Source organism: Planctomycetota bacterium (assembly GCA_039182125.1).
In the GTDB taxonomy this organism is placed as follows: domain Bacteria; phylum Planctomycetota; class Phycisphaerae; order Tepidisphaerales; family Tepidisphaeraceae; genus JBCDCH01.
Genome location: JBCDCH010000036.1, coordinates 1 through 18,554, shown reverse-complemented (window position 1 = coordinate 18,554; position 18,554 = coordinate 1). Strand labels below are relative to the sequence as shown.

Below are 18,554 nucleotides of genomic sequence, written 5' to 3'. Positions count from 1 at the left end.
CGTACTACTGGTCGGCGGGCGGGATGTTGCCGACGGTTTGCGGGCCGACTCCGAAGATCCAGAAATCCTCGCGGCTGGTCTTGCCGACCACCACCGGGGTGCTGCTCACGAGTTCACCGCCCTCACGCCAATAGGTTACGATCGCCAAGGCAGAGAAGCCTTTCTGGCGCAAGTTCCGCAGGAAGGCGATCTCCGGAATTACCACCGCTTCACCGTCTCCGGCCAGTTCATCACTCGCGGCGGTGATTGCCGGCAGGCCGAAGAGATACTCAAGGCGGTCGATGCCCAGCGACTGGACGCGAACCTCGGCGATGATCTCGGCATCTTCGCGGCGATTGACCAGCCTTGCCCCGCTGTTGAGCAACCGGGCACGAACCTCACCCATGAGGTACGCCTGTTCCTGGCTCGGTTGAAACGTGCCGTAGACGTACTCCGCCGAGACGAAAATCTGTCGGTCACGCAGTTCCGCGAAGCTGAGCTGTTCGACCGCGAGTTCCGTGGCTTTGTTCAGCAAAAACAGCTCGGTCGCGGTCCGCGGGGGATCGGTGGTTCGGATGGTCGAACAACCCGCGAGAAAGACGAGCAGCAAGAGAACGGTCGACGGGTTCATGGAGGTGGCAATGCGAAGCGTAAAGAACAAATGGGATAGGCAACGCTAACCGATCGGAGAGAGTTTCGGTAATGGGGCGATTGTTCGGCACGTCCGCGCGGAGCATGATCTTGGCATGAACCCGTCGTTGGAACCCCTTTGGCCGGACGTGGAAACGAGTGACCCGAGGTCGGCGGTGACCCTGCGCTGGATGCCCGTCGCCGAACATCGGTCGGCGTGTCTTGTACTGCCGGGCGGTGGTTACGGTTCGCACGCCGATCACGAAGCGGAGACCATCGGCGATTGGCTCAAGGAACTCGGCATCTCCGCCGCCGTCCTTCGTTACCGTATCGCGCCCAACCGACACCCTGCCCCGTTGATCGATGCCGCCGAAGCGATGCGACAAGTTCGCCGACGCGTCGGCCAAGTTCCCGTCGGCGTCATCGGCTTCAGTGCCGGCGGGCATCTCGCCAGTACCTTGGCGACGCATCACAACGAAACGTATGTCGGTACGACGGCCCGGCCCGACTACCTCGTGCTGTGCTATCCCGTGATCGATCTGCTTACCGCCGCGGCACACTTGGGCAGCAGGCAGAACTTGCTCGCCGACTTACAAACAACTGAATTGCTCACGCACCTCAGTAGCGAGCAACATGTGACCGCCCAAACGCCGCCGACATTTCTCTGGCACACGGCCGAGGATGCGGTCGTCGCCCCAGTTCACAACACGATGTTCGCCGCGGCCTTGGCCGAGAAGGGGGTGCCGTTCGAACTGCACGTCTATGAGCGGGGCCGGCACGGGTTGGGGCTATGTCTCGACCCCGATGACCCGCCTGAAGTCGCGGATTGGGCGAATCGCTGCGGGGTTTGGCTCAGACGTCACGGCTGGGGCCGATAACCCGTACCGACGGCCGCAATCCTGACAAAAATCTCGGAACGTATGGAGGGAACTCGAAAAAACATGTCGCCGTGTGTTGCATCTCACATACCGACTCCGTTAATGTGGCATGTAGCCGGATAGGGCGTTGTCCCTCGGCCTGTCGTCACCTGGGTCTGTTTAGGCCGGTGACGGCTATAAAGCGGGAGCAGGGCGAGGTGTCGGTCGTGTTTAGGGAGACACGACCGGATGACCGCTCCCGCGAACACGGCAGGTGGGTTCGGGTCGTCGCGACCGAAGCGACGATGCGATCGCCACACGGAAATCAACCGATGGCCGGTGGGGGCCGTCTTTTCCGAGTCATGCTGTTTCATTCGGGTGTGTCCCTCACCCCGTTCATTCGCGAAGAAATGGACAATCCCATGATCGAAGGCACCGTCAAATGGTTCGACGTCAAGAAGGGATTCGGGTTCCTCGAAGGCCCCGACGGACAGGACGTCTTTATCCACTTCTCAAGCATCATCGGTGACGGCTTTCGCACGCTTAAGGATGGCGAGCGCGTCCGCTACGAACTCCACTCCGGCGAGAAAGGCGACTTCGCCAAGAACGTCGAGCGCTTCACCAAGGCCGACAACGAAGTACCCAAGAGCCACGGCAACGGCACGGGCCGCATCACCGACCACGACAACGATCCCGGTTCGCATGTGTCCGACGCGGCCGAAGGCCAACTGGCTTCGCACGCCGGAAACGGTGTCGACCACGGCGATCGCTTCTGATACGTCGGCCGGACCTACCGTCGCCGTGCATGTCGGTCCTTCGACCAAGTTGTCCACCCGCGACCGTCGCGCTACTTGCTGAAGTCAACGTCTTGTCGTACGACCAGGGCTATTGGGCCGGGTTGGTCGTCGGGACGTTGTTGGGTGCGATCCTTGTCGGCGGATTGGCCGCGACGATCGGCTATTGGGGCTATCGGCGTTTCGTGTTGCTCGAACGCCGAACCCGGGAGGCCGAGCGGCTCGCCGAGCTCGGCCAACTCACCGGCGGACTCGCTCACGAGATCAAGAACCCGCTCTCGACCATCGGCCTCAACCTGCAGCTGCTCGACGAGGAACTCGATGAGATTCCGCACGTCCCGCAACGCTCCCACAAACGCCTGAACACCGTTCACAGCGAGGCCATCCGACTGCGCGAGATCCTCGACGATTTCCTGCGCTACGCCGGCAGGGTGGAGGTCGAAACCGCACCGCACGATCTCGGCCAACTCATCGAAGACGTCGCCGACTTCTTCGCCCCGCAAGCAGCTTCGCAGAACGTGGTTCTTAACGTCAACCGCCCGGACATCGCACTCACGGCGCAGATCGACGAGAAGCAGATCAAGCAGGCGGTGCTGAACCTCGCGCTCAATGCCGTGCAGCACATGCCCGATGGCGGTCGGCTCGAACTGGCCGCCCGCGCGATCGGCAAGTGGTACGAGCTGCGCGTCACCGACACCGGCCCCGGCATCGCCGCCGAGGATCAGCCGAAAATCTTCGGCGCTTACTACAGCAAACGCAAGGGCGGCACAGGCCTCGGTCTCGCGATGGTCCGCCGCATCGCAGACGCCCACAACGGCGAAGTTGCCCTCGATTCGCAAGTCGGTCGGGGGAGCACATTCACGATCCGTCTGCCAGTCTGACAGCCCGCCCGGCGTGTATCATTGGCACGATGGCAGATGCCAAGAAAGCCGAGCACCAGGCCCGGGTGCTCATCGTCGACGACGAGACCGACCATGCCGACGTCATGTGCGAGGCGTTGATCCGCATGGGGCACAAGTGCGACGTGACCTACAACCTCACCGAAGCCGAGGAGCGGCTCGGGCAGAAGAAGTTCGACGTCATCGTCACCGACATGCGGATGGACGGCCCGCACGATGGGCTGGAGCTGATCAAACGCAGCCGCGACCTGACCCCGCCGCCGCCGGTGATCTTGGTCACCGCCGTGAACGACGTCCCGACCAGCAAGGCCGCGCTGCAAGAAGGGGCGTACGACTACATCACCAAGCCGCTCGACCTCGACGAGTTCCGCGCCCAGGTCAACCGCGCCGCCGAGTCCAGCGCATTGCGTCAGCAGAACGAAGTCCTCGAAGCCGAGCTCATGGATCGCGGCGGCTTCGAGGGGATAATCGGCAAGTCGCCCGGCATCCAGAACGTCATCAAGACCGCCAAGCAGATCGCACCCTCCGACATCCCCGTGCTCATCACCGGCGAGTCCGGCACCGGCAAGGAACTCATCGCCCGCGCCATCCACGACCACTCACAACGTCGACGCAAACGCTTGGTCGCGCTCAACTGCGCCGGCCTCGCCGAGACGATTTTGGAGGACGAGCTCTTCGGCCACGTGAAGGGCGCATACACCGGTGCCCAGGGCGACCGCGCGGGCCGGTTTGAACACGCCGACAAAGGCACGCTCTTCCTCGACGAGGTCGGCGACATGCCCCAGTCCATGCAGGCCAAGCTCCTGCGCGTTTTGGAGAACGGCGAGGTCGTCCGCCTCGGCTCCAACGAGCCGAAGGAGGTCGACGTCCGCCTCGTGAGCGCGACCAACCGCAACCTCCAACAGATGGTCGACGACGGCAGCTTCCGTCAGGACCTGTACTTCCGCATCAAGGGCGTGACCGTGCATCTGCCGCCATTGCGCGAACGGCGTGAGGACATCCCGCTGCTCACGCACTTCTTCCTCAAGCAGTCGGCCGAGAAATACGGCAAGGACATCGCCGGTGTCACCGCCGAGGCCCAGCAGAAACTCATGGGCTTCAGTTGGCCCGGCAACGTCCGCCAACTCAAAACCGCCATCGAGGAGATGGTCGTCCTCGCCACCGACAGCGAACTCGGCATCGAGCAGATTCCCGAAGAGATCAAGGGCGCCAACGGCACGGTCGCCGACGCCGGCATGTCCGGCCTCGTTGGCATCTCCGTCCAGCAAGCCGAGAAGGAACTCATCCGCAACACCCTCGAAATGACCGACGGCAACCGCGAAAAAGCCGCCAAAATGCTCGGCATCGGCGAACGCACGCTCTACCGGAAGATCAAGGAGTACGAGCTTAAGTAGGGATGGTTTCGTTTAGCGGGAGCGACGAAGTTGCCCGTGGACGGTGGCGGACTTGGGCAGCTTCGCTGCGTCCGCTAAACATGGTTTTATGCCGAGTGTTCGCGTCATCCTTTGGTCGATCGTGGTCTTGCTCATCTTGGCCGCGGGGGTGCTGTACCTCGTCATCCGTCCGATCGCCGAGACGCCGACCGACGTTGCGTGGTTCTCGGACACCGCCGACGTTGAGCCATTGCCGACACCGGGGCCGCTGGACTGGCTGGCGAATTATGAGGAAGCCGGACAGAACTTCGCCGAGTACGTCGCGAGTGACCCGCCGGTGCCCACGGACGATCGGCGGATGATCTACCTGTTGCCGATCGGCGACGACATCGGGCCGCTGAATCAGATCGCCGACGGGCTTGCCGACTTCACGGGGTTGCCGGTCGCAGTGCTCGAGCCTTGGTTGCCGGCCCCGAGCGAGATCGAGAGCCGGGAGAACGCTGGCCAGACGCAATGGCTCACCCACGACATTCTTGCCGAACTCAAGCGCCGGCTCCCCGACGATGCATTCTGCATCCTCGGGCTCACCGTGACCGACCTGTGGACTGGGCCGGGCAGCAACTTCGTTTTCGGCCAGGCATCGCTCCGCAACCGCGTGGGCGTGCAGAGCTTCGCCCGCTATGGCGAACCGGGCAGCCCCGACTTCCGCAAGCGAAGCTTCAAAGTTATCGCCCACGAGACCGCCCACATGTTCGGCATCCGACACTGCATCGCGCACCACTGCCTGATGAACGGCTCGAACAGCCGCCCCGAGATGGACGCCAAGCCGATGACGCTCTGCCCGGTCTGCCTGCACAAACTGCACCATGCCGTCGGCTTCGACGTGGTGCGGCGTTACGAAGACGTCGCCGATCATCTGCGGGGGATCGGCGACGAAGAATCGGCGGGTTGGATCGAGCGGCGCGTCAGTCGTCTGCAACCTTGAGCCAGCCCTCGACTCGCTTCGCGGTTGGCGTGTCGGGGAATTCGGTGACGAGTTTGCGGGCGAAGGCACGGACGTCGTCGGCCTGCTGTGGCGTGGCTTGGCGCAGGCCGTTGGTCAGCATGGCGTACCGCTCCCGCGCGGCCATCTCTTTCTGGACGTCGGGATGTTTCTGCAACGGCCGGGCGGCTTTGCGGGCGGCGGTGACGCGGTCGGGGAAGACGCTGAACTCCTCGACGACCGTCTCGTACTTGAGCATCGCGGCCAGGGCGTCGCCGGCATCGTTGGCTTCGGCCGCTTCGGCGAGCAACACGTCCGCCTGCTCCTCGGCGGTGACGAACAGCCGCTCGGTGGCTTCCCGCACCGCATCGTCCGGCGATCGCAGTCCCGGCTCGGCCGTCCGCAGCGCCCGGCCCCACTTGCCGATCTCGATGTCCCGCAACACCGGCACGAAAATCTCCGGCACGTCGCTGAAGTCGAACATCGTCGCAACGTCCTCGGCCAACTCGCCGACGTGATCCGTCGCGTGGTTCGGCATGAAGCCGCAGTTGCGGATCGAGCCGTCGGGACGCACGACCATGAACTTCCGGTTGCCGTCGTGCGGGATGTCCAGGCCGTACGCGGCGGTGAGCAGGCCGGCGTTGTCGACGAAGACCGGCACGCCCATCCCGTTGGTCTTGGCGTATTGCGCGGCCGATGTTTCGCTGTCGTTGACCGCGACTGCGAACACGTACACCGGCTCGTCTTCGAACGCCTCCTGCAGCTTCGCGTACTCCTCAGTCGAGGCGGCGCACTTGCTGCACCCGTCGTCGTAGAACACGAGCACGAGGACCTTGCCGTCGAAGTCGTCGATCGAGTAATCCCCACCGTCGCTCCAGACGCCCGGCGGGAACTCCGGCGCGGCTAGGGCGACCAGCGGAAAGGCGGCAACGAAAGCGGCGGCAATCGCGCGGAAAAGTCCCATACCAGCACGGTAACAGATCTGCCGTGTAGCGGTGTAACGAAGTCGCCCGAGTCCGGCGTGAGCCTCGGACCCGGGCGACTTCGTCGCGGCCGCAAAATGTGCGTTACTTCAGAGCGAAGCGCGGGCGAATCCACACGTCTGGCACGGGGCTGGGCAGGTCGATCTTGAAGTTCAGCCCGAGCTCGCGGCTGTTCATCTTCACGCCGGCCGAGAGGGTCAGGCGTGGGATCAGCGGCGGGTCGAGGGTGATGCTGCCCGAGCCGGAGACGGCCATCGTGAGCCCGCTGCCGCCGTAGCCGAAGGTGGCGCTGGCGTTGAGGTAGCCGTAGGCACCGACGCGGTCACCGGCGATGGTCACCGACAGGTCGTAGTTGCCCGACAGGCTAGCGGAGAACTTGAACTGCGAGCTGCTGGCGTACATGCGGAAGTTCGCACGGGCGTCGAGGATGCCGAGGTTCACGTTCGCGTTGGCCCGCAGGTCGAAGCTGTTGGGCGTGATCTCGCCGGTGAGGTTCGCCCGGCCCAGCGGGGTGTTGGTGCGGACGTCGGCGAAGATGCCGTTGTTGTCGAGCCGCAGCGTGCCCGTCATCGGGAACACGCCCATCCGCCAGCTGCCGTTGAGCGTCGCGTCGAAGTCGCCGCTGTGGAAGTTGGCATAGCCGTCGAACTTCACCTGCGGACTCGGGGCGAGGTAGCGACCCACGACCGGGACGTCGGCGAAGGGGTTGATCGTCCCGCCCTTGATGGCGAGCTCGCCGGTGTCACCTCGGACGCCGGCCGACATCTCGCCGACCTTCATCTTGAAGCCGAAGCCTTTCTTCTCGTACCCGACCCACGCCTCGCCGTTGGCGAAGATGCCGATGTCCTGGATGGCCCGCTCGAATCGGCTTTCGCTCGAATCACCCTTGCCGCCGGTGGTGATCAGCGTGTCGAGCGCGAGCTTGGAGTTGTCGAGGTTGCGGCCGTCGTCGTTGGCGTCGAAGTCGTAGAACACCTCGCCGCGTAGCTCCAACGGCACTTTCGGCGTGATCTGGCTGATGTCGACGCCGCCCTTGAACCAGGCGTGGGCGTAGACGTCCTTGTCGATGTCGCCGCGGAGGTCGACGTCGGTGGAGACGGGGATCTTGCCGTCGAAGCTGACGCCGATACCGACGTCGCCGACGACCGGAATGCCCTCGCCGCCGATGAAGAACGCGTCGGCCGGGTCGACGACGATGTTCAGGCCGTAGCTGTTGGGCGCGGAAGCTTCGAAGTTGCCGAACTTCACGTTCATGCCCGTGCGGTGCGAGTAGAACAGGTACGGCTGGGCCGGGTTGAGCGGCATGTCGAACGACTGCAGCAGCGGGTCGCTGCCCATCTTGATGCCCCATTGCGTTTGCGGCCCGTTGATGCCGAACATCTCCAGGCCGAAGCCACGCTGGAATCCGCCGCCGAGACGTTCGAGCGCGAGGTCGCCGACCCACTCGATCTTGTCGAGCTCGCCGTACCAGTTGCTCCACACATGCGGCTTGGTCGTGACCTTGAACGGACGCACGTCGTCGAGCAGCTCGCTGTCGGGCGAGATCGGGATGTCGCCGAGCCCGGTGCGGAGCAGGACCTCGCCGGTGGCGGTGTACTCCGCGTACTTGTTGACGCCGTCGCCGCGGAGGGTGCGGGTCCAGTTGCCGACCATGTCGAAGCCCTCGCCCGTCGGCCCGCTGAACGTCAACGTTTCCCCCCGGAGCGTGACGATCGGCTGTTGGGACGAGTGCTTGAGGTACGACTCGGCCATGTCGAGGAAGTTCAGGCCGATCGTGCGAAGCGAGATTTCGTAGTTCTGATCGCGGTCGGTTTCGAGGCCCGAGGCGATGCGGACGTAGTAGGTGCCTGACTTCTTCACCCGCATCGCGAACGCCGGGTCCTCGCTGGTTTCGCCGCTGAGCGGGTCCACGGCCGTGTCGTACTTGATCATCCGGTTGCCGCGGCGATCGAGCAGTTCCATCGAGAAGTCGTTCTGCTCCGGCGGCGGGGCACCGATGTACCCGAGGCTCACGCCTTGGTTGGTCGAGTTCAGGTCGGCGGTAAAGATCTGGCCCTTCTTGAGCTGGACGCGGAAGACGTCGACGTCGCTGCCGCCCTTGTCGATGGTGCCGTCGACCATCGTCTTCATCATGGGCGAGAGTTCGGCCCGCATGGCCGAGACCTTCTCGTGGTAGAAGTCGCCATTGGTCGCCTGTGATTCGGACAGGGTGGCGTAAACGATGTCGGGACCGACCGCGAGGAGCTTGCGGGGTTCCATCGTTTCCATCTGGCAGCGTGCGTCGGGGCGGGTGTCGAGCCGGGCGTCGAGCATGGTGGGTCTCCGGGGTGTGGCAGAATCGCCTTCATCCCATGTCGCGGAGACAACTCGCCGCACCGGTCACAAATTGCCGGAATTTTCGACCGGTTGGTTGAACTCCTCCAAATGGCCTCGCATGTTGTCTGCGGAGTTCTTCAGATCCCCCAGCGCCGGGTCGCCAGGCAGGGCGTCGCCGATCTCCGCGATGACCCGGTCGGCCAGCCGGACCGCCTCGACCGGCGATTCGTTGATCACGAGCATGAAGTAGTGGATCAAGGCGGCAAAGGCCCGCATCGGATGCTTCTCGCCGAAGATCTCCTTGACGTCGCGGTGGGTTTCCACGGCGATCGCGAGGTAGCGCGGCCGGTGACCCTCGTGGAGTCGGCCTTGTTCATGGGCTGAGACGTACTGTTGAAGAAGCCGGAAACGGCGGTCGAATGTTGATGCCGGCGGCAGGTCGACTTCGGCGTCGATCAGCTCAAACCGGTCGGCGATCGCGGTGAAGTAGTAGTCGAAATCCTGAGCCCGAAGCGCGTTCTGTTCGTGAACTCGCATGATCCCGACGCGGGCGGCCTGGAGGATCGGCAGGTCGCTGACGAGGTCGACCGAACGCCGGGATAGGGCGAGGCCTTCGGCACGCTGCTCGTCCGTCTCGGCCATGTAAATCCGCAAAGCCGCGAGCGTCTGCCAGGCGATGCCGAGACGTTCACGTTTTGCGTAGTCCCCGTCCGCGAACCCGGCGGCTTCAAGCCCCTCGGCGAACCGCTCGGCATGCGGCAAGCCTTCGGCGTAGGCCTTGCGCGTCAGCGCCGAAACGGCCAAGCCTTCGAGCGAAAAGCCGATGACCGGATGCTCCTCGGCAAGCCCGCGCTGCTCGGCGAGTTCGAGGACTTCGTGGAAAATCTTGTCGGCCTTTTCCAAATCACCTTTCTGCCGAACGACGTTGGCGACGAGCGTCATCGACCGCAGCGTGCGCGGATCGTCGGGACCGTACATGTCGCGGCGGATCGTGAACGCTTGCTCCGCGAGCGTCTCGGCTTCCTCGGGAGCTTGTAGCTCCAGATGGATCATCGCGATCATGTCGGCAAGCTCAGCACGCACTGACGGACGATCGAGTAAGTCCGACCGCAATCCTCTGGCCGCGGCCCGCAGCATTTTCAGGATGACCTCTCGATCGTCGGGCGAGTACTCCGGGCGGGCGCCGAACATCACGCGTTGGAAAAACTGCGAGACCGCCTCGGCCTCGGCGGCTTTGTTTTCGGCGTCGAGTTCCGCGGCGACGGCGATCGCACGTTGCTCCTCTGCCTGTTGACGTTGCCGTTCGGCCTCGTCGCGCTGGTCCAGCGCGACCGTCTCGGCCCGTGTCGCACGGACCGCCTGCACCGACGTCGCAATCGCGCCGCCGATGAGCAGGAACACTGCGGCAGCCGCCGCGATGAAGGTCGGCTTGTTCCGTGCCGCGTGACGCCGCAGCCGATACACCCACGATGGCGGGGCGGCTTCGACGGGCAGGCGGTCGAGGTAGCGCCGCACATCGTCGCCGAGTTCGTTGGCCGTCGCGTACCGCTCGCCCGGCTCCTTCGCCAACGCCTGCCCGCATATCCAGTCCAACTCGCGCGGCAGTTTCACCAATGACGAAGGCGTCGGTGGATCAAGGTCCCGAGCCGCGATCAGCACGGCACGCTTGCTCTTTTCCTTCGCCGCCGCGACGTGGGGGTTCAAGCCGGTCGTTAGTTCGTAGAGCAACACGCCCAGCGCATACACATCCGACCGCACATCGAGCACCGTCTCGCCGGCCGCCTGCTCGGGCGACATGTACTGCGGCGTGCCAATGAGCTGCGTCTGCTCGGTCCGTGGCGTGTCGGTATCGAACCGCTCGTCGTCAGGCCGCAGGAGCTTGACGATGCCGAAGTCGATCACCTTCATCGGCGTGTCGTCACCGTCACGCCAGACCAGCACATTCGCCGGCTTGATGTCGCGGTGGATCACCCCTTTTTGGTGGGCGTGCTGGACCGCGCGGCAGAGGCGTTCGAACAAGCGCAGACGCTCACGCAGGGTGAGGTTTTCCGCCGCGGCAAACTTGGTGATCGGCTTGCCCGGCGCGAGCTCCATCACGAGGAACAACCGCCCGGCACCGCCGGGACCGTCGTCCGTTTTTCCAGCGTCGTAGACCCGTGCGACGCCGGGGTGGTCCATGCACGCCAACGCCTGCCGCTCGGCACCGAAGCGGGCGGCGAGTTGGGTTTCGTCAAGGCCGGTCTTGAGCAGCTTGATCGCCACGCGTCGGCGGACAGGTTGCTGCTGGTCGGCTTCCCAGACCTCGCCGTGGCCGCCTTCGCCGAGCTTCTTGACCAGCGTGTATTGGCCGAACGTTTGGCCAGGGGCCGGCGCGTTGCCGCCGTCGATCCAGCCGCCGACGGATTGCGGTTCATCCGCCTCGGCCGCGTCGGTCTCGGCGTCGAGCAGGCGCTGCACCGCCGTCCGCACGTCGTCCGGCTGAGCGCCGAGAAACGCATCCCGCTCTCCCGCCGGCAGGTCGAGCGCTTCGCCGAAGACATCTTTGATCGTGCTGAGCGTGGGCATCGTTTTTCGTAGGGCAGGCACTGCCTGCCGAATGCGTGCGTCATCGAGGTGGCAGGCCGTGCCTGCCCTACGAGGTGTCGCGTGACTCGTCGTCGCCACCGGACAGGCGGTCGTAAAGCCAGGTCTTCGCGAAGGTCCACTCCCGACGCACGGTGCGTTCGCTGATGCCGAGCACGTCGCCGATCTTCTCGACTTCGAGACCGGCGAAAATCCTCAGCCGCACGACCTCGGCCGACCGCTCGTCCTCGGCGGCGAGTGCTTCGAGCGCATCGTTCAGATCGACGAGCTGATCCACGTCATCCTCGGCGGCGAGTTGGACGACGTCGAAGCTGACCTTGCGTGCTCGGCGTTTGTTCCCATCCGTGCTGTTGCCGCCGCGTTTGGCGGCAAGATGCTTGCGGGCGTGGTCGATGAGCACCCGCCGCATCGCCTCCGCGGCGGCACCGAAGAACTGCCCGTCGTCCTGCCACTTCACCTGTCGGTCCCGCTGCAGACGCATGTAGGCTTCGTTGGCGAGCGCGGTCGTTTGGAGCGTGTGGCTGGAGGATTCGTGCCGCATCATCGTGGAGGCGACACGCCGCATTTTCTCGTACAGTTCGACGAGCCGATCGTCGGGCGTCGATGGGTCGGCCTGTCCGTTTTCCTCCGGCACCCAAGCAACATACCACACATCCCCATGCGAATCCGCATCGGCCTCGGCCATGACATTCACAAACTTCGAAGCGGCGGCAAGCTCGTGCTCGGCGGCGTGGTCGTCAGCGAGGAGATGTCCGCCATCGCCCACTCCGACGGCGACGTGGTGCTCCATGCGTTGACCGACGCCTTGCTCGGGGCGATCGGGGCGGGGGATATCGGTGATCTGTTCCCGCCGAGTGATGAGCGTTGGCGAGATGCCGAGAGCCGGGTGTTCGTGGAGGAGGCGCTGCGGCGGGTCCGCGAGGCCGGCTACACCGTGGCCAACGCCGATTGCATGATCCACGCCGAGCGGCCGAAGCTGTATCCGTTCAAGGCCGCGATTCGCGACGCGATTGGGGGGATGCTCGACGCCCCGGTGAACGTGAAAGCCGGCACCAACGAAGGCCTCGACGCCATCGGCCGCGGCGAAGCGATCGCGGCCCAGGTGGTGGTGCTCCTAGAGTCCGCGTGATGAGCCTCCGCATCCACAACACGCTCACCCGACGCAAGGAGACGTTCGAGCCGGTCGAACCCGGCAAGGTCGGGATGTATCTCTGCGGCCCGACCGTGTACAAGCCGCCGCACGTCGGCCACATGGTCGGCCCGGTCATCTTCGACGCGATCAAGCGCTGGCTCACCCATCGCGGGTACGTCGTCACCTGGGTCACCAACATCACCGATGTCGAGGACAAGCTCATCAACAAGGCCAACGAGCTCGGCGTCAGCGTCGAGTCGCTCGTGACCAGGTACGAAGCGGAGTACAAGGCGGCGCTGATCGCGCTCGGCATCGACACCGTCGACGCCTACCCGCGTGCCACGGACCACATCGCCGACATCATCAAGCTCTGCGAGCGTCTCATCGCCAACGGCAAGGCGTACGCCGGTGATGGGAATGTGTACTTCGACGTGAGCGAGGACGCCGACTACGGCAAGCTCAGCGGCCGACGCCCGGACGAAGCCGAAGCCACCACCCGCGACGTCGTCATCGACGGCAAGACCGACCCGCGCGACTTCGCCCTGTGGAAAGCGGCGAAGCCGGACGAGCCGAACTGGGACAGTCCGTGGGGCAAGGGCCGACCTGGCTGGCACATCGAGTGCAGCGCGATGAGCATGAAGCTGCTCGGCGAGTCCTTCGATATCCACGGCGGCGGGTTGGACCTGATGTTCCCGCACCACGAGAACGAACTCGCCCAGAGCGAGGGAGCGACCGGCAAGCCGTTCGCGAAGTACTGGCTCCACAACGGCCTGACCCGCATGAAGACCAAGGCGGTCAGCGGCGAGTGGAAGGACGAAAAGATGTCCGGCTCGATCGGCAACGTCATCTCCGCCGCCGAGTTCTTCGAGCAGCACACACCGCGGACGCTGCGCTATCTCATTCTCGCCACGCATTACCGCAGTCCGATCGACTTCCACGACGACGTGATCGAGGCGACGAAGAAGGGCATGGCCAACTTTGCCCGCACCGCCGAGCGTCTGAGCAAGGTTGAAGCCGGCGAAGTCGGCGGACTTGCCAATGCGGTCGCCGAGGCCCAGCGCAAGTTCGCCGACGCAATGGACGACGACTTCAACACCGCCGGCGCGATCGCGGCACTTCACGAGCTGAACAACGCCATCGCCAAACACGCCGACGACACCGAAGCCGCGGCGGCAGCGGTGACGCTCGGCGAACTTGGCGGATTGCTCGGCCTCGATCTGCTCACGCCGCCGACCCGCGACGATCTCACTGGCAAGCTGCTCGACTTGTTCGTCGAGTTGCGTCTGGAACGGCGAAAGGCCAAGGATTTCGCCACGTCCGACGCCATCCGCGATCGCTTGGCCGACCTCGGTGTCGTGCTGGAGGACGGCAAAGACGGCACGACTTGGCACATCGGCTAATCGGCGTGGTATAACGCCGCCATGCCCGAGAAACTCTCAAAGACCTACGCCTTCGATGTCGAGACGGAAGCTCGCAACGTGTTTGTCGACATCACCGAGAGGGTCGAGAGTGTGCTGGCAAATCTCGAACTCGATAGTTCGGTTGTTCACGTTTTTGTCCCTCACACAACGGCCGGCGTGACGATCCAGGAGAACGCCGATCCCGACGTGCGTCATGATCTTCTGGCCAAGCTCGACCAGTTGGTGCCGAAGGATGAGCCGTTTTACCGCCACGCCGAGGGGAACTCTGACAGTCATCTCAAGACGTCGATGGTCGGTAATGCAACGTTCGTGTTTGCCCGAGGTCGGAAGCTGCAGCTTGGCCGGTGGCAGGGGATTTACCTCGCCGAGTTCGATGGTCCTCGTACGCGGCAGGTCATGGTCAAAGTTTTCGGATCGTACAGCTACGACGGCTGATCCAGCGCGGCTTCGATGGTGGCCCGCATGATGTCGTTCGGTGCGTCGAGGCCAGTCCAACCTCGGGATTGCGCGGCGGCCTGGCGGACGAACATTTCCAACCCACTCACCGTGCGCGCTCCGGCAACCCGTGCTTCTCGTAGCAAGCGCGTTTCGATCGGGTTGTACACCGCGTCGAACACCGTGGCGCCATCCATCGGCGGCAGCGTGTCGTAGGGCGAAGCATCGACGTCTGGTGACATGCCGATCGACGTGGTGTTGAGGTACACGTCGCCGGCCACCGTGTCTCGCTCGTCCCAATCACCCACGTCGATCGTGGGGAAGTCGTCGGCAATTTTCTCGGCCCGGCTGCGTGTGCGATTGAGCAGCGTGACGTTGCCGCCGGCGTCGAGGATGCCGGCGACCGCCGCCCGCGCCGTACCGCCCGCGCCGAGCACCACGCAATGCTTGCCGGCCACGTCACCGACGCTTTCGACGATCGCGCCGCAGTCGGTGTTGCGACCGTGCCAGGATTCGCCGACGCGGTCGAGGGTGTTGACCGCGCCGATCGTTCGAGCCAGCGGGTCGACGTTGCTGCCGATCTCATCGAGGTAACGCAGCGCGTGTTCCTTGTGCGGGATCGTCACGCTCAGCCCGGTCAGGTGCAGGGGCGTGAACCGGGCGACGGTCTCCATGAACGCTTTGAAAGACTCGTATGAACCCTGCACGAGCATTGGGAGGTAGACGCCGTCGTAGCCGGTCGCGTCGAAGGCAGCGTTGTGCACCGCCGGCGACATCGAGTGCGCGACCGGATCCGCTACGACGCCGAAGACCTTCGTGCGACGACCGATGCGGTCCCAGCGGTAGAGGGTTTTAAGTTCGTCGATCGTCGGCTGTCCGGGTGCGGTGGCGCTGGTGTCGCGGAGCGATGCGAAGGTGAGGTAGGCTCCGAACTTTTTCGCCAACACCCGCGACATCAGCCCGGCTTCGCCCATGCAGAGCACGATCGAGCCAGGGGCCTGTTCGAGCAGTTCGAAGGCTTCGACGTTGTCGCGGATGCTGCGTGCTTGCCAGGCAACCTTGGGGATGTCGCCCATCGACCGCAGCTCCGCGAAGAGCTTGGTCAGCGTCGCGGGCCGGCCTTTGAAATCGTGGGCCGAGGCGATGAGCGAGCCTTCCTCGAGTGCCATCAACTCCTCGGCTTCGGGCAAGTCGCCGAGCGCGAGTTGCTCCAGCGAGGCCGCTTCCATGTCGACGTGCGTGGCCGAGCCGACCGCCTCACGGCAAGCCCGCAGGAACGAGAGCCGATCGCTGACCGAGCGGGTGTCTTCGCCGCCTTCGTGGATGGTGCGGGCGGTGAGGATGAACGGGATGTCGAAGCCGCCGGTGAGGATGAGCACATCTTCCTCGGATTCGATCGCGTCGAGCCGCAGCTCGATCACATCGGCCCCGGCTTCGACCGCCCCGGCGATGTCCTTGCGGGCCTGCTCGATGCCCCGGACGAAGATCGGCACACACAGTCGAGTCACAGCAACCCCAACCCTTGCAACGCGTGCCTGATGGCGGCGGCCGTCGCGTCGCCAACTTCCCAAAGCGGCAGCCGCATCTCGCCACTGTCGCGGCCGAGGAGTTGCATCGCCTTCTTCACGCCACCCGGATTGCCTTCGAGAAACAGGGCCTGGCAGAGCGGGAAAACCTGCGTGTGGATGCCGCGCGCCGCTGTGAAATCGCCGTCGGCCGCCTGCCGGACCATCGCGGTGATCTTGTTGGGGATCAGGTTGCTCGCGACGCTGATGACGCCGACGCCGCCGATGCTCATCAGCGGCAGCGTGAGCGAGTCGTCGCCGGAGAGGATGGGCAGGTCGCAGCGTTGTCGGATCTGCGAGGCTTGGTCGCAGGAGCCGGTCGCTTCCTTGATTGCGACGATGCCGTGGTGTTCGGCGAGGCGGGCGATGGTGTCGGGCGACATGTTGACCCCGCAGCGACCGGGGATGTTGTACAACACGATCGGCAACGGAATCGCGTCAGCGAGCTTCATGAAGTGCCGATACAGACCTTCCTGCGTCGGCTTGTTGTAGTACGGGTTCACCGAGAGAGCGGCCGATGCACCGACGGCCTTCGCGTGGTTGTGCAGTTCGAGCGCTTCCTCGGTCGAGTTGCCGCCGGCCCCGGCGATGGTCGGCACCCGGCCGGCCGCGGTCTCCACGACGATCTCAATGACACGCTTGTGCTCGTTCATGTCGAGCGTCGGGCTCTCGCCGGTCGTGCCAACAGGGACGAGGCCGTCGATGCCGGCATCGAGTTGGAACTTGACCTGCTCGATGAGCCTGGCTTCGTCGACCTTGCCGTCTTTGAACGGGGTGACCAACGCGGTGAGTGCGCCGCTGAACATGGCGGGACTGTAGGGCGGGCACAGCCTGTCTTACAGGCAACGGAGATACCGCTTGACCGCTTCGAACATGCCGAGTTCCAAAGCGTCGGCGATCAGGGCGTGGCCGATGCTGACTTCGAGAAGGCCGGGCACCGCGCCGCCGAACGCGGCGAGGTTGTCGAGGTTGAGGTCGTGCCCGGCGTTGATGTGCAGCCTGGCAGCGGTGGCACGCTCGGCGGCGGCGGCGAACTTCGACAGCATCGACGGGTCGGCGGCATACGGCTCGGTGTAAAGCTCGACCCGATCCGCCCCGGTCGCGGCGGCGGCGTCCATGTCGGCGTCGTGATCGGCGAAGACACTGACCCGGCAGCCGAGCTCACGCAGTTCCTCCACGATCGGCGTCAGGCGATCGCGGTCGGCGGCGAAGTCCCAGCCGTGATCCGAGGTCGATTGCTCCAGGGTGTCGGGAACCAGCGTCGCCTGCGTCGGGCGCACTTCACGGCAGTGCTCCATGAACCGGCCTTCGAAAGGGTTGCCCTCGATGTTGAACTCGACACCCGCGGCGTTGCAGACGCCGGCGATGATCGGCACGTCGGCCGCGCGGATGTGTCGCTCGTCCGGCCGGGGGTGGACGGTGAGCCCGTGTGCCCCGGCATCGAGCGCGATGCGGCCGAAGCGTGCGACGTCGGGATAGCCGACATCCCGGGTGTTCCGCAGCGTCGCGATCTTGTTGAGGTTCACCGAGAGGAGCGTCACGCAGGCATGGTAGCGACGACCTCGCGAACCAACGAGGGCGGCACGCCGATGTCACCGACGATGACTCGGCCGAGGTGTTCGGTCGCGTTCGGAAAGCCGACCTTCTCGGCGACGAACGTGACGATGGTGAGTGCTCGCACCGCTTCTCCGCCGAGGACGGCGCCGGTGTCGCAGTCGATCCCGCTGGGCACGTCGACGGCGATGCGGGTGGGGACCTGATTGATCTTGCGAATCCACTCGGCGGCATCAGGTCTGGGCGGTTTAGCCAAGCCAGTACCGAGCAGGGCGTCGATCGCACACGGATAGTCGGCAGGCTCGAAGTCGTCGACCGTTCGCAGGTCCATGTTGCGACAGATGTCGGCGTTGATTTTCGCATCGCCTGCGAGATCGTGCTTCGTGGCGACAATTGTCACGTCGACGTCGCGGTTGTGCAGGTGTCGGGCGATGGCGTAGCCGTCGCCGCCGTTGTTGCCGCCGCCGCAGACGATAACAACGCGGTCGTGGTCGACGACATCCGCCACCGCACGCGCCGCGTTCTCCATCAGCACGATTCCTGGGATGCCGAGCTCTTCGATGGCTCGCCGGTCGATTTCGCGGACTTGGGCGCGGGTGAGTCGCATCTGCCAGAGATTACGACCGGATGTGCGTGCCAACAATGCGGACGGCATGTCCTGGATCACCGGCATCCTCCCGTTCGTTCCGATCATCCTGCTGCTGATCCTCAGCCTGACGTGGGGCGTGAAGCAGGCCGTGTTACTTGCCTTCGCGGTAACGGTCGGTTTGTTTTTCGTCGACGGCGGCGACGGGGCGACGCTGGTTGGTGCGCTGGTCAATGCCGCCGGGGGTACGCTCACGATCCTGATGATCGTCGTTGGGGCGATCCTGCTGTACGTCGTCATGGAGCAGACCGGGGCGTTGGGGGAGTTGGAGCGGTCCCTCGAAACGGTTCATCCAGATCGGCAGGTACGATTCTTTTTCCTGGCGTTGTTTCTTGCGGCGTTCTTCGAGAGCGTTGCGGGCTTTGGCACGCCGGGGGCGATCGTCCCGCTGCTGCTGATCGGGAT

The 18,554-nt window shown here is 64.6% G+C and carries 17 protein-coding genes and 1 pseudogene; 9 read left to right on the top strand and 9 right to left on the bottom strand.

Features of this window, described 5'->3' with window-relative positions:
* Positions 1 to 4: 4 nt before the first annotated feature.
* A complete protein-coding gene (locus AAGD32_10745; protein ID MEM8874722.1) occupies positions 5 to 610 on the bottom strand; it encodes a DUF6655 family protein in 606 nt (201 codons plus the stop codon).
* Positions 611 to 725: 115 nt separating this feature from the next.
* Here AAGD32_10745 and AAGD32_10740 point away from each other — a divergent pair, with 115 nt between their 5' ends.
* The 5 genes and pseudogenes from AAGD32_10740 (at position 726) to AAGD32_10720 (ending at position 5,517) form a co-directional block, all read left to right on the top strand.
* Entirely contained in the window at positions 726 to 1,487 is a 762-nt protein-coding gene (locus AAGD32_10740; GenBank protein MEM8874721.1) for an alpha/beta hydrolase, read from the top strand.
* 401 nt (positions 1,488 to 1,888) lie between these two features.
* Positions 1,889 to 2,080, top strand: a pseudogene (locus tag AAGD32_10735) (cold shock domain-containing protein).
* A 191-nt stretch (positions 2,081 to 2,271) separates the two neighbouring features.
* Positions 2,272 to 3,141, top strand: a complete 870-nt coding sequence (locus tag AAGD32_10730) for an ATP-binding protein (GenBank protein ID MEM8874720.1) — start codon at positions 2,272 to 2,274, stop codon at positions 3,139 to 3,141.
* 29 nt (positions 3,142 to 3,170) lie between these two features.
* Entirely contained in the window at positions 3,171 to 4,553 is a 1,383-nt protein-coding gene (locus AAGD32_10725) for a sigma-54 dependent transcriptional regulator (protein MEM8874719.1), read from the top strand.
* Between the two features lie 88 nt (positions 4,554 to 4,641).
* A complete protein-coding gene (locus AAGD32_10720) occupies positions 4,642 to 5,517 on the top strand; it encodes an archaemetzincin (protein MEM8874718.1) in 876 nt (291 codons plus the stop codon).
* Here the strand turns inward: AAGD32_10720 and AAGD32_10715 are convergent.
* The 4 genes from AAGD32_10715 to AAGD32_10700 all read right to left on the bottom strand — a co-directional run bounded on the left by AAGD32_10715 (position 5,498) and on the right by AAGD32_10700 (position 12,030).
* Entirely contained in the window at positions 5,498 to 6,478 is a 981-nt protein-coding gene (locus AAGD32_10715) for a redoxin domain-containing protein (GenBank protein MEM8874717.1), read from the bottom strand. The two genes, AAGD32_10720 and AAGD32_10715, sit on opposite strands and share 20 nt — an antisense overlap.
* Before the next feature lie 103 nt (positions 6,479 to 6,581).
* Positions 6,582 to 8,810 (bottom strand): hypothetical protein, encoded by a 2,229-nt coding sequence (locus AAGD32_10710; protein MEM8874716.1) that lies wholly within the window; start codon positions 8,808 to 8,810, stop codon positions 6,582 to 6,584.
* Between the two features lie 66 nt (positions 8,811 to 8,876).
* Complete coding sequence (locus AAGD32_10705; GenBank protein MEM8874715.1) at positions 8,877 to 11,378, bottom strand: serine/threonine-protein kinase; 2,502 nt, start codon at positions 11,376 to 11,378, stop codon at positions 8,877 to 8,879.
* A gap of 67 nt (positions 11,379 to 11,445) precedes the next feature.
* Positions 11,446 to 12,030, bottom strand: coding sequence for an ECF-type sigma factor (locus AAGD32_10700; protein MEM8874714.1), 585 nt, complete (start codon positions 12,028 to 12,030; stop codon positions 11,446 to 11,448).
* Positions 12,031 to 12,054: 24 nt separating this feature from the next.
* On the opposite strand from AAGD32_10700, the gene ispF reads away from it, so the two are divergent.
* From ispF to AAGD32_10685, 3 genes are read left to right on the top strand one after another with little or no spacing between them, the layout of a single operon-like run.
* On the top strand, positions 12,055 to 12,525 hold the full coding sequence (gene ispF, locus AAGD32_10695) for a 2-C-methyl-D-erythritol 2,4-cyclodiphosphate synthase (protein ID MEM8874713.1): 471 nt from the start codon (positions 12,055 to 12,057) through the stop codon (positions 12,523 to 12,525).
* Positions 12,525 to 13,928, top strand: coding sequence for a cysteine--tRNA ligase (gene cysS, locus AAGD32_10690; protein ID MEM8874712.1), 1,404 nt, complete (start codon positions 12,525 to 12,527; stop codon positions 13,926 to 13,928). The genes ispF and cysS overlap by 1 nt, the downstream gene beginning before the upstream one ends.
* 21 nt (positions 13,929 to 13,949) lie before the next feature.
* Positions 13,950 to 14,384: a secondary thiamine-phosphate synthase enzyme YjbQ gene (locus tag AAGD32_10685; protein MEM8874711.1), complete on the top strand. Its 435-nt coding sequence runs from the start codon at positions 13,950 to 13,952 to the stop codon at positions 14,382 to 14,384.
* Here AAGD32_10685 and AAGD32_10680 read toward each other — a convergent pair.
* The 4 genes from AAGD32_10680 to AAGD32_10665 are packed head-to-tail and all read right to left on the bottom strand — an operon-like array spanning position 14,372 to position 18,110.
* The gene (locus AAGD32_10680) at positions 14,372 to 15,892 is read right to left on the bottom strand and encodes a type I 3-dehydroquinate dehydratase (protein MEM8874710.1); all 1,521 of its coding nucleotides are present in this window, start codon (positions 15,890 to 15,892) and stop codon (positions 14,372 to 14,374) included. The two genes, AAGD32_10685 and AAGD32_10680, sit on opposite strands and share 13 nt — an antisense overlap.
* Entirely contained in the window at positions 15,889 to 16,755 is an 867-nt protein-coding gene (gene dapA, locus AAGD32_10675; GenBank protein MEM8874709.1) for a 4-hydroxy-tetrahydrodipicolinate synthase, read from the bottom strand. The genes AAGD32_10680 and dapA overlap by 4 nt, the downstream gene beginning before the upstream one ends.
* 30 nt (positions 16,756 to 16,785) lie before the next feature.
* A complete protein-coding gene (locus AAGD32_10670; protein MEM8874708.1) occupies positions 16,786 to 17,490 on the bottom strand; it encodes a pyridoxine 5'-phosphate synthase in 705 nt (234 codons plus the stop codon).
* On the bottom strand, positions 17,487 to 18,110 hold the full coding sequence (locus AAGD32_10665) for an NAD(P)H-hydrate epimerase (GenBank protein ID MEM8874707.1): 624 nt from the start codon (positions 18,108 to 18,110) through the stop codon (positions 17,487 to 17,489). The genes AAGD32_10670 and AAGD32_10665 overlap by 4 nt, the downstream gene beginning before the upstream one ends.
* 46 nt (positions 18,111 to 18,156) lie before the next feature.
* On the opposite strand from AAGD32_10665, the gene AAGD32_10660 reads away from it, so the two are divergent.
* The coding region (locus AAGD32_10660) for an L-lactate permease (protein MEM8874706.1) at positions 18,157 to 18,554 on the top strand (398 nt) is incomplete at its 3' end.

What these genes read in the sequence shown, in the direction of transcription:
- AAGD32_10665 (MEM8874707.1), bottom strand. Translation starts at nt 18,110, where the DNA reads ATGCGACTCACCCGCGCCCAAGTCCGCGAAATCGACCGGCGAGCCATC.
- AAGD32_10685 (MEM8874711.1), top strand. Translation starts at nt 13,950, where the DNA reads ATGCCCGAGAAACTCTCAAAGACCTACGCCTTCGATGTCGAGACGGAA.
- AAGD32_10725 (MEM8874719.1), top strand. Translation starts at nt 3,171, where the DNA reads ATGGCAGATGCCAAGAAAGCCGAGCACCAGGCCCGGGTGCTCATCGTC.
- AAGD32_10710 (MEM8874716.1), bottom strand. Translation starts at nt 8,810, where the DNA reads ATGCTCGACGCCCGGCTCGACACCCGCCCCGACGCACGCTGCCAGATG.
- AAGD32_10740 (MEM8874721.1), top strand. Translation starts at nt 726, where the DNA reads ATGAACCCGTCGTTGGAACCCCTTTGGCCGGACGTGGAAACGAGTGAC.
- AAGD32_10730 (MEM8874720.1), top strand. Translation starts at nt 2,272, where the DNA reads ATGTCGGTCCTTCGACCAAGTTGTCCACCCGCGACCGTCGCGCTACTT.
- AAGD32_10745 (MEM8874722.1), bottom strand. Translation starts at nt 610, where the DNA reads ATGAACCCGTCGACCGTTCTCTTGCTGCTCGTCTTTCTCGCGGGTTGT.
- AAGD32_10715 (MEM8874717.1), bottom strand. Translation starts at nt 6,478, where the DNA reads ATGGGACTTTTCCGCGCGATTGCCGCCGCTTTCGTTGCCGCCTTTCCG.
- dapA (MEM8874709.1), bottom strand. Translation starts at nt 16,755, where the DNA reads ATGTTCAGCGGCGCACTCACCGCGTTGGTCACCCCGTTCAAAGACGGC.
- AAGD32_10720 (MEM8874718.1), top strand. Translation starts at nt 4,642, where the DNA reads ATGCCGAGTGTTCGCGTCATCCTTTGGTCGATCGTGGTCTTGCTCATC.
- AAGD32_10705 (MEM8874715.1), bottom strand. Translation starts at nt 11,378, where the DNA reads ATGCCCACGCTCAGCACGATCAAAGATGTCTTCGGCGAAGCGCTCGAC.
- ispF (MEM8874713.1), top strand. Translation starts at nt 12,055, where the DNA reads ATGCGAATCCGCATCGGCCTCGGCCATGACATTCACAAACTTCGAAGC.
- cysS (MEM8874712.1), top strand. Translation starts at nt 12,525, where the DNA reads ATGAGCCTCCGCATCCACAACACGCTCACCCGACGCAAGGAGACGTTC.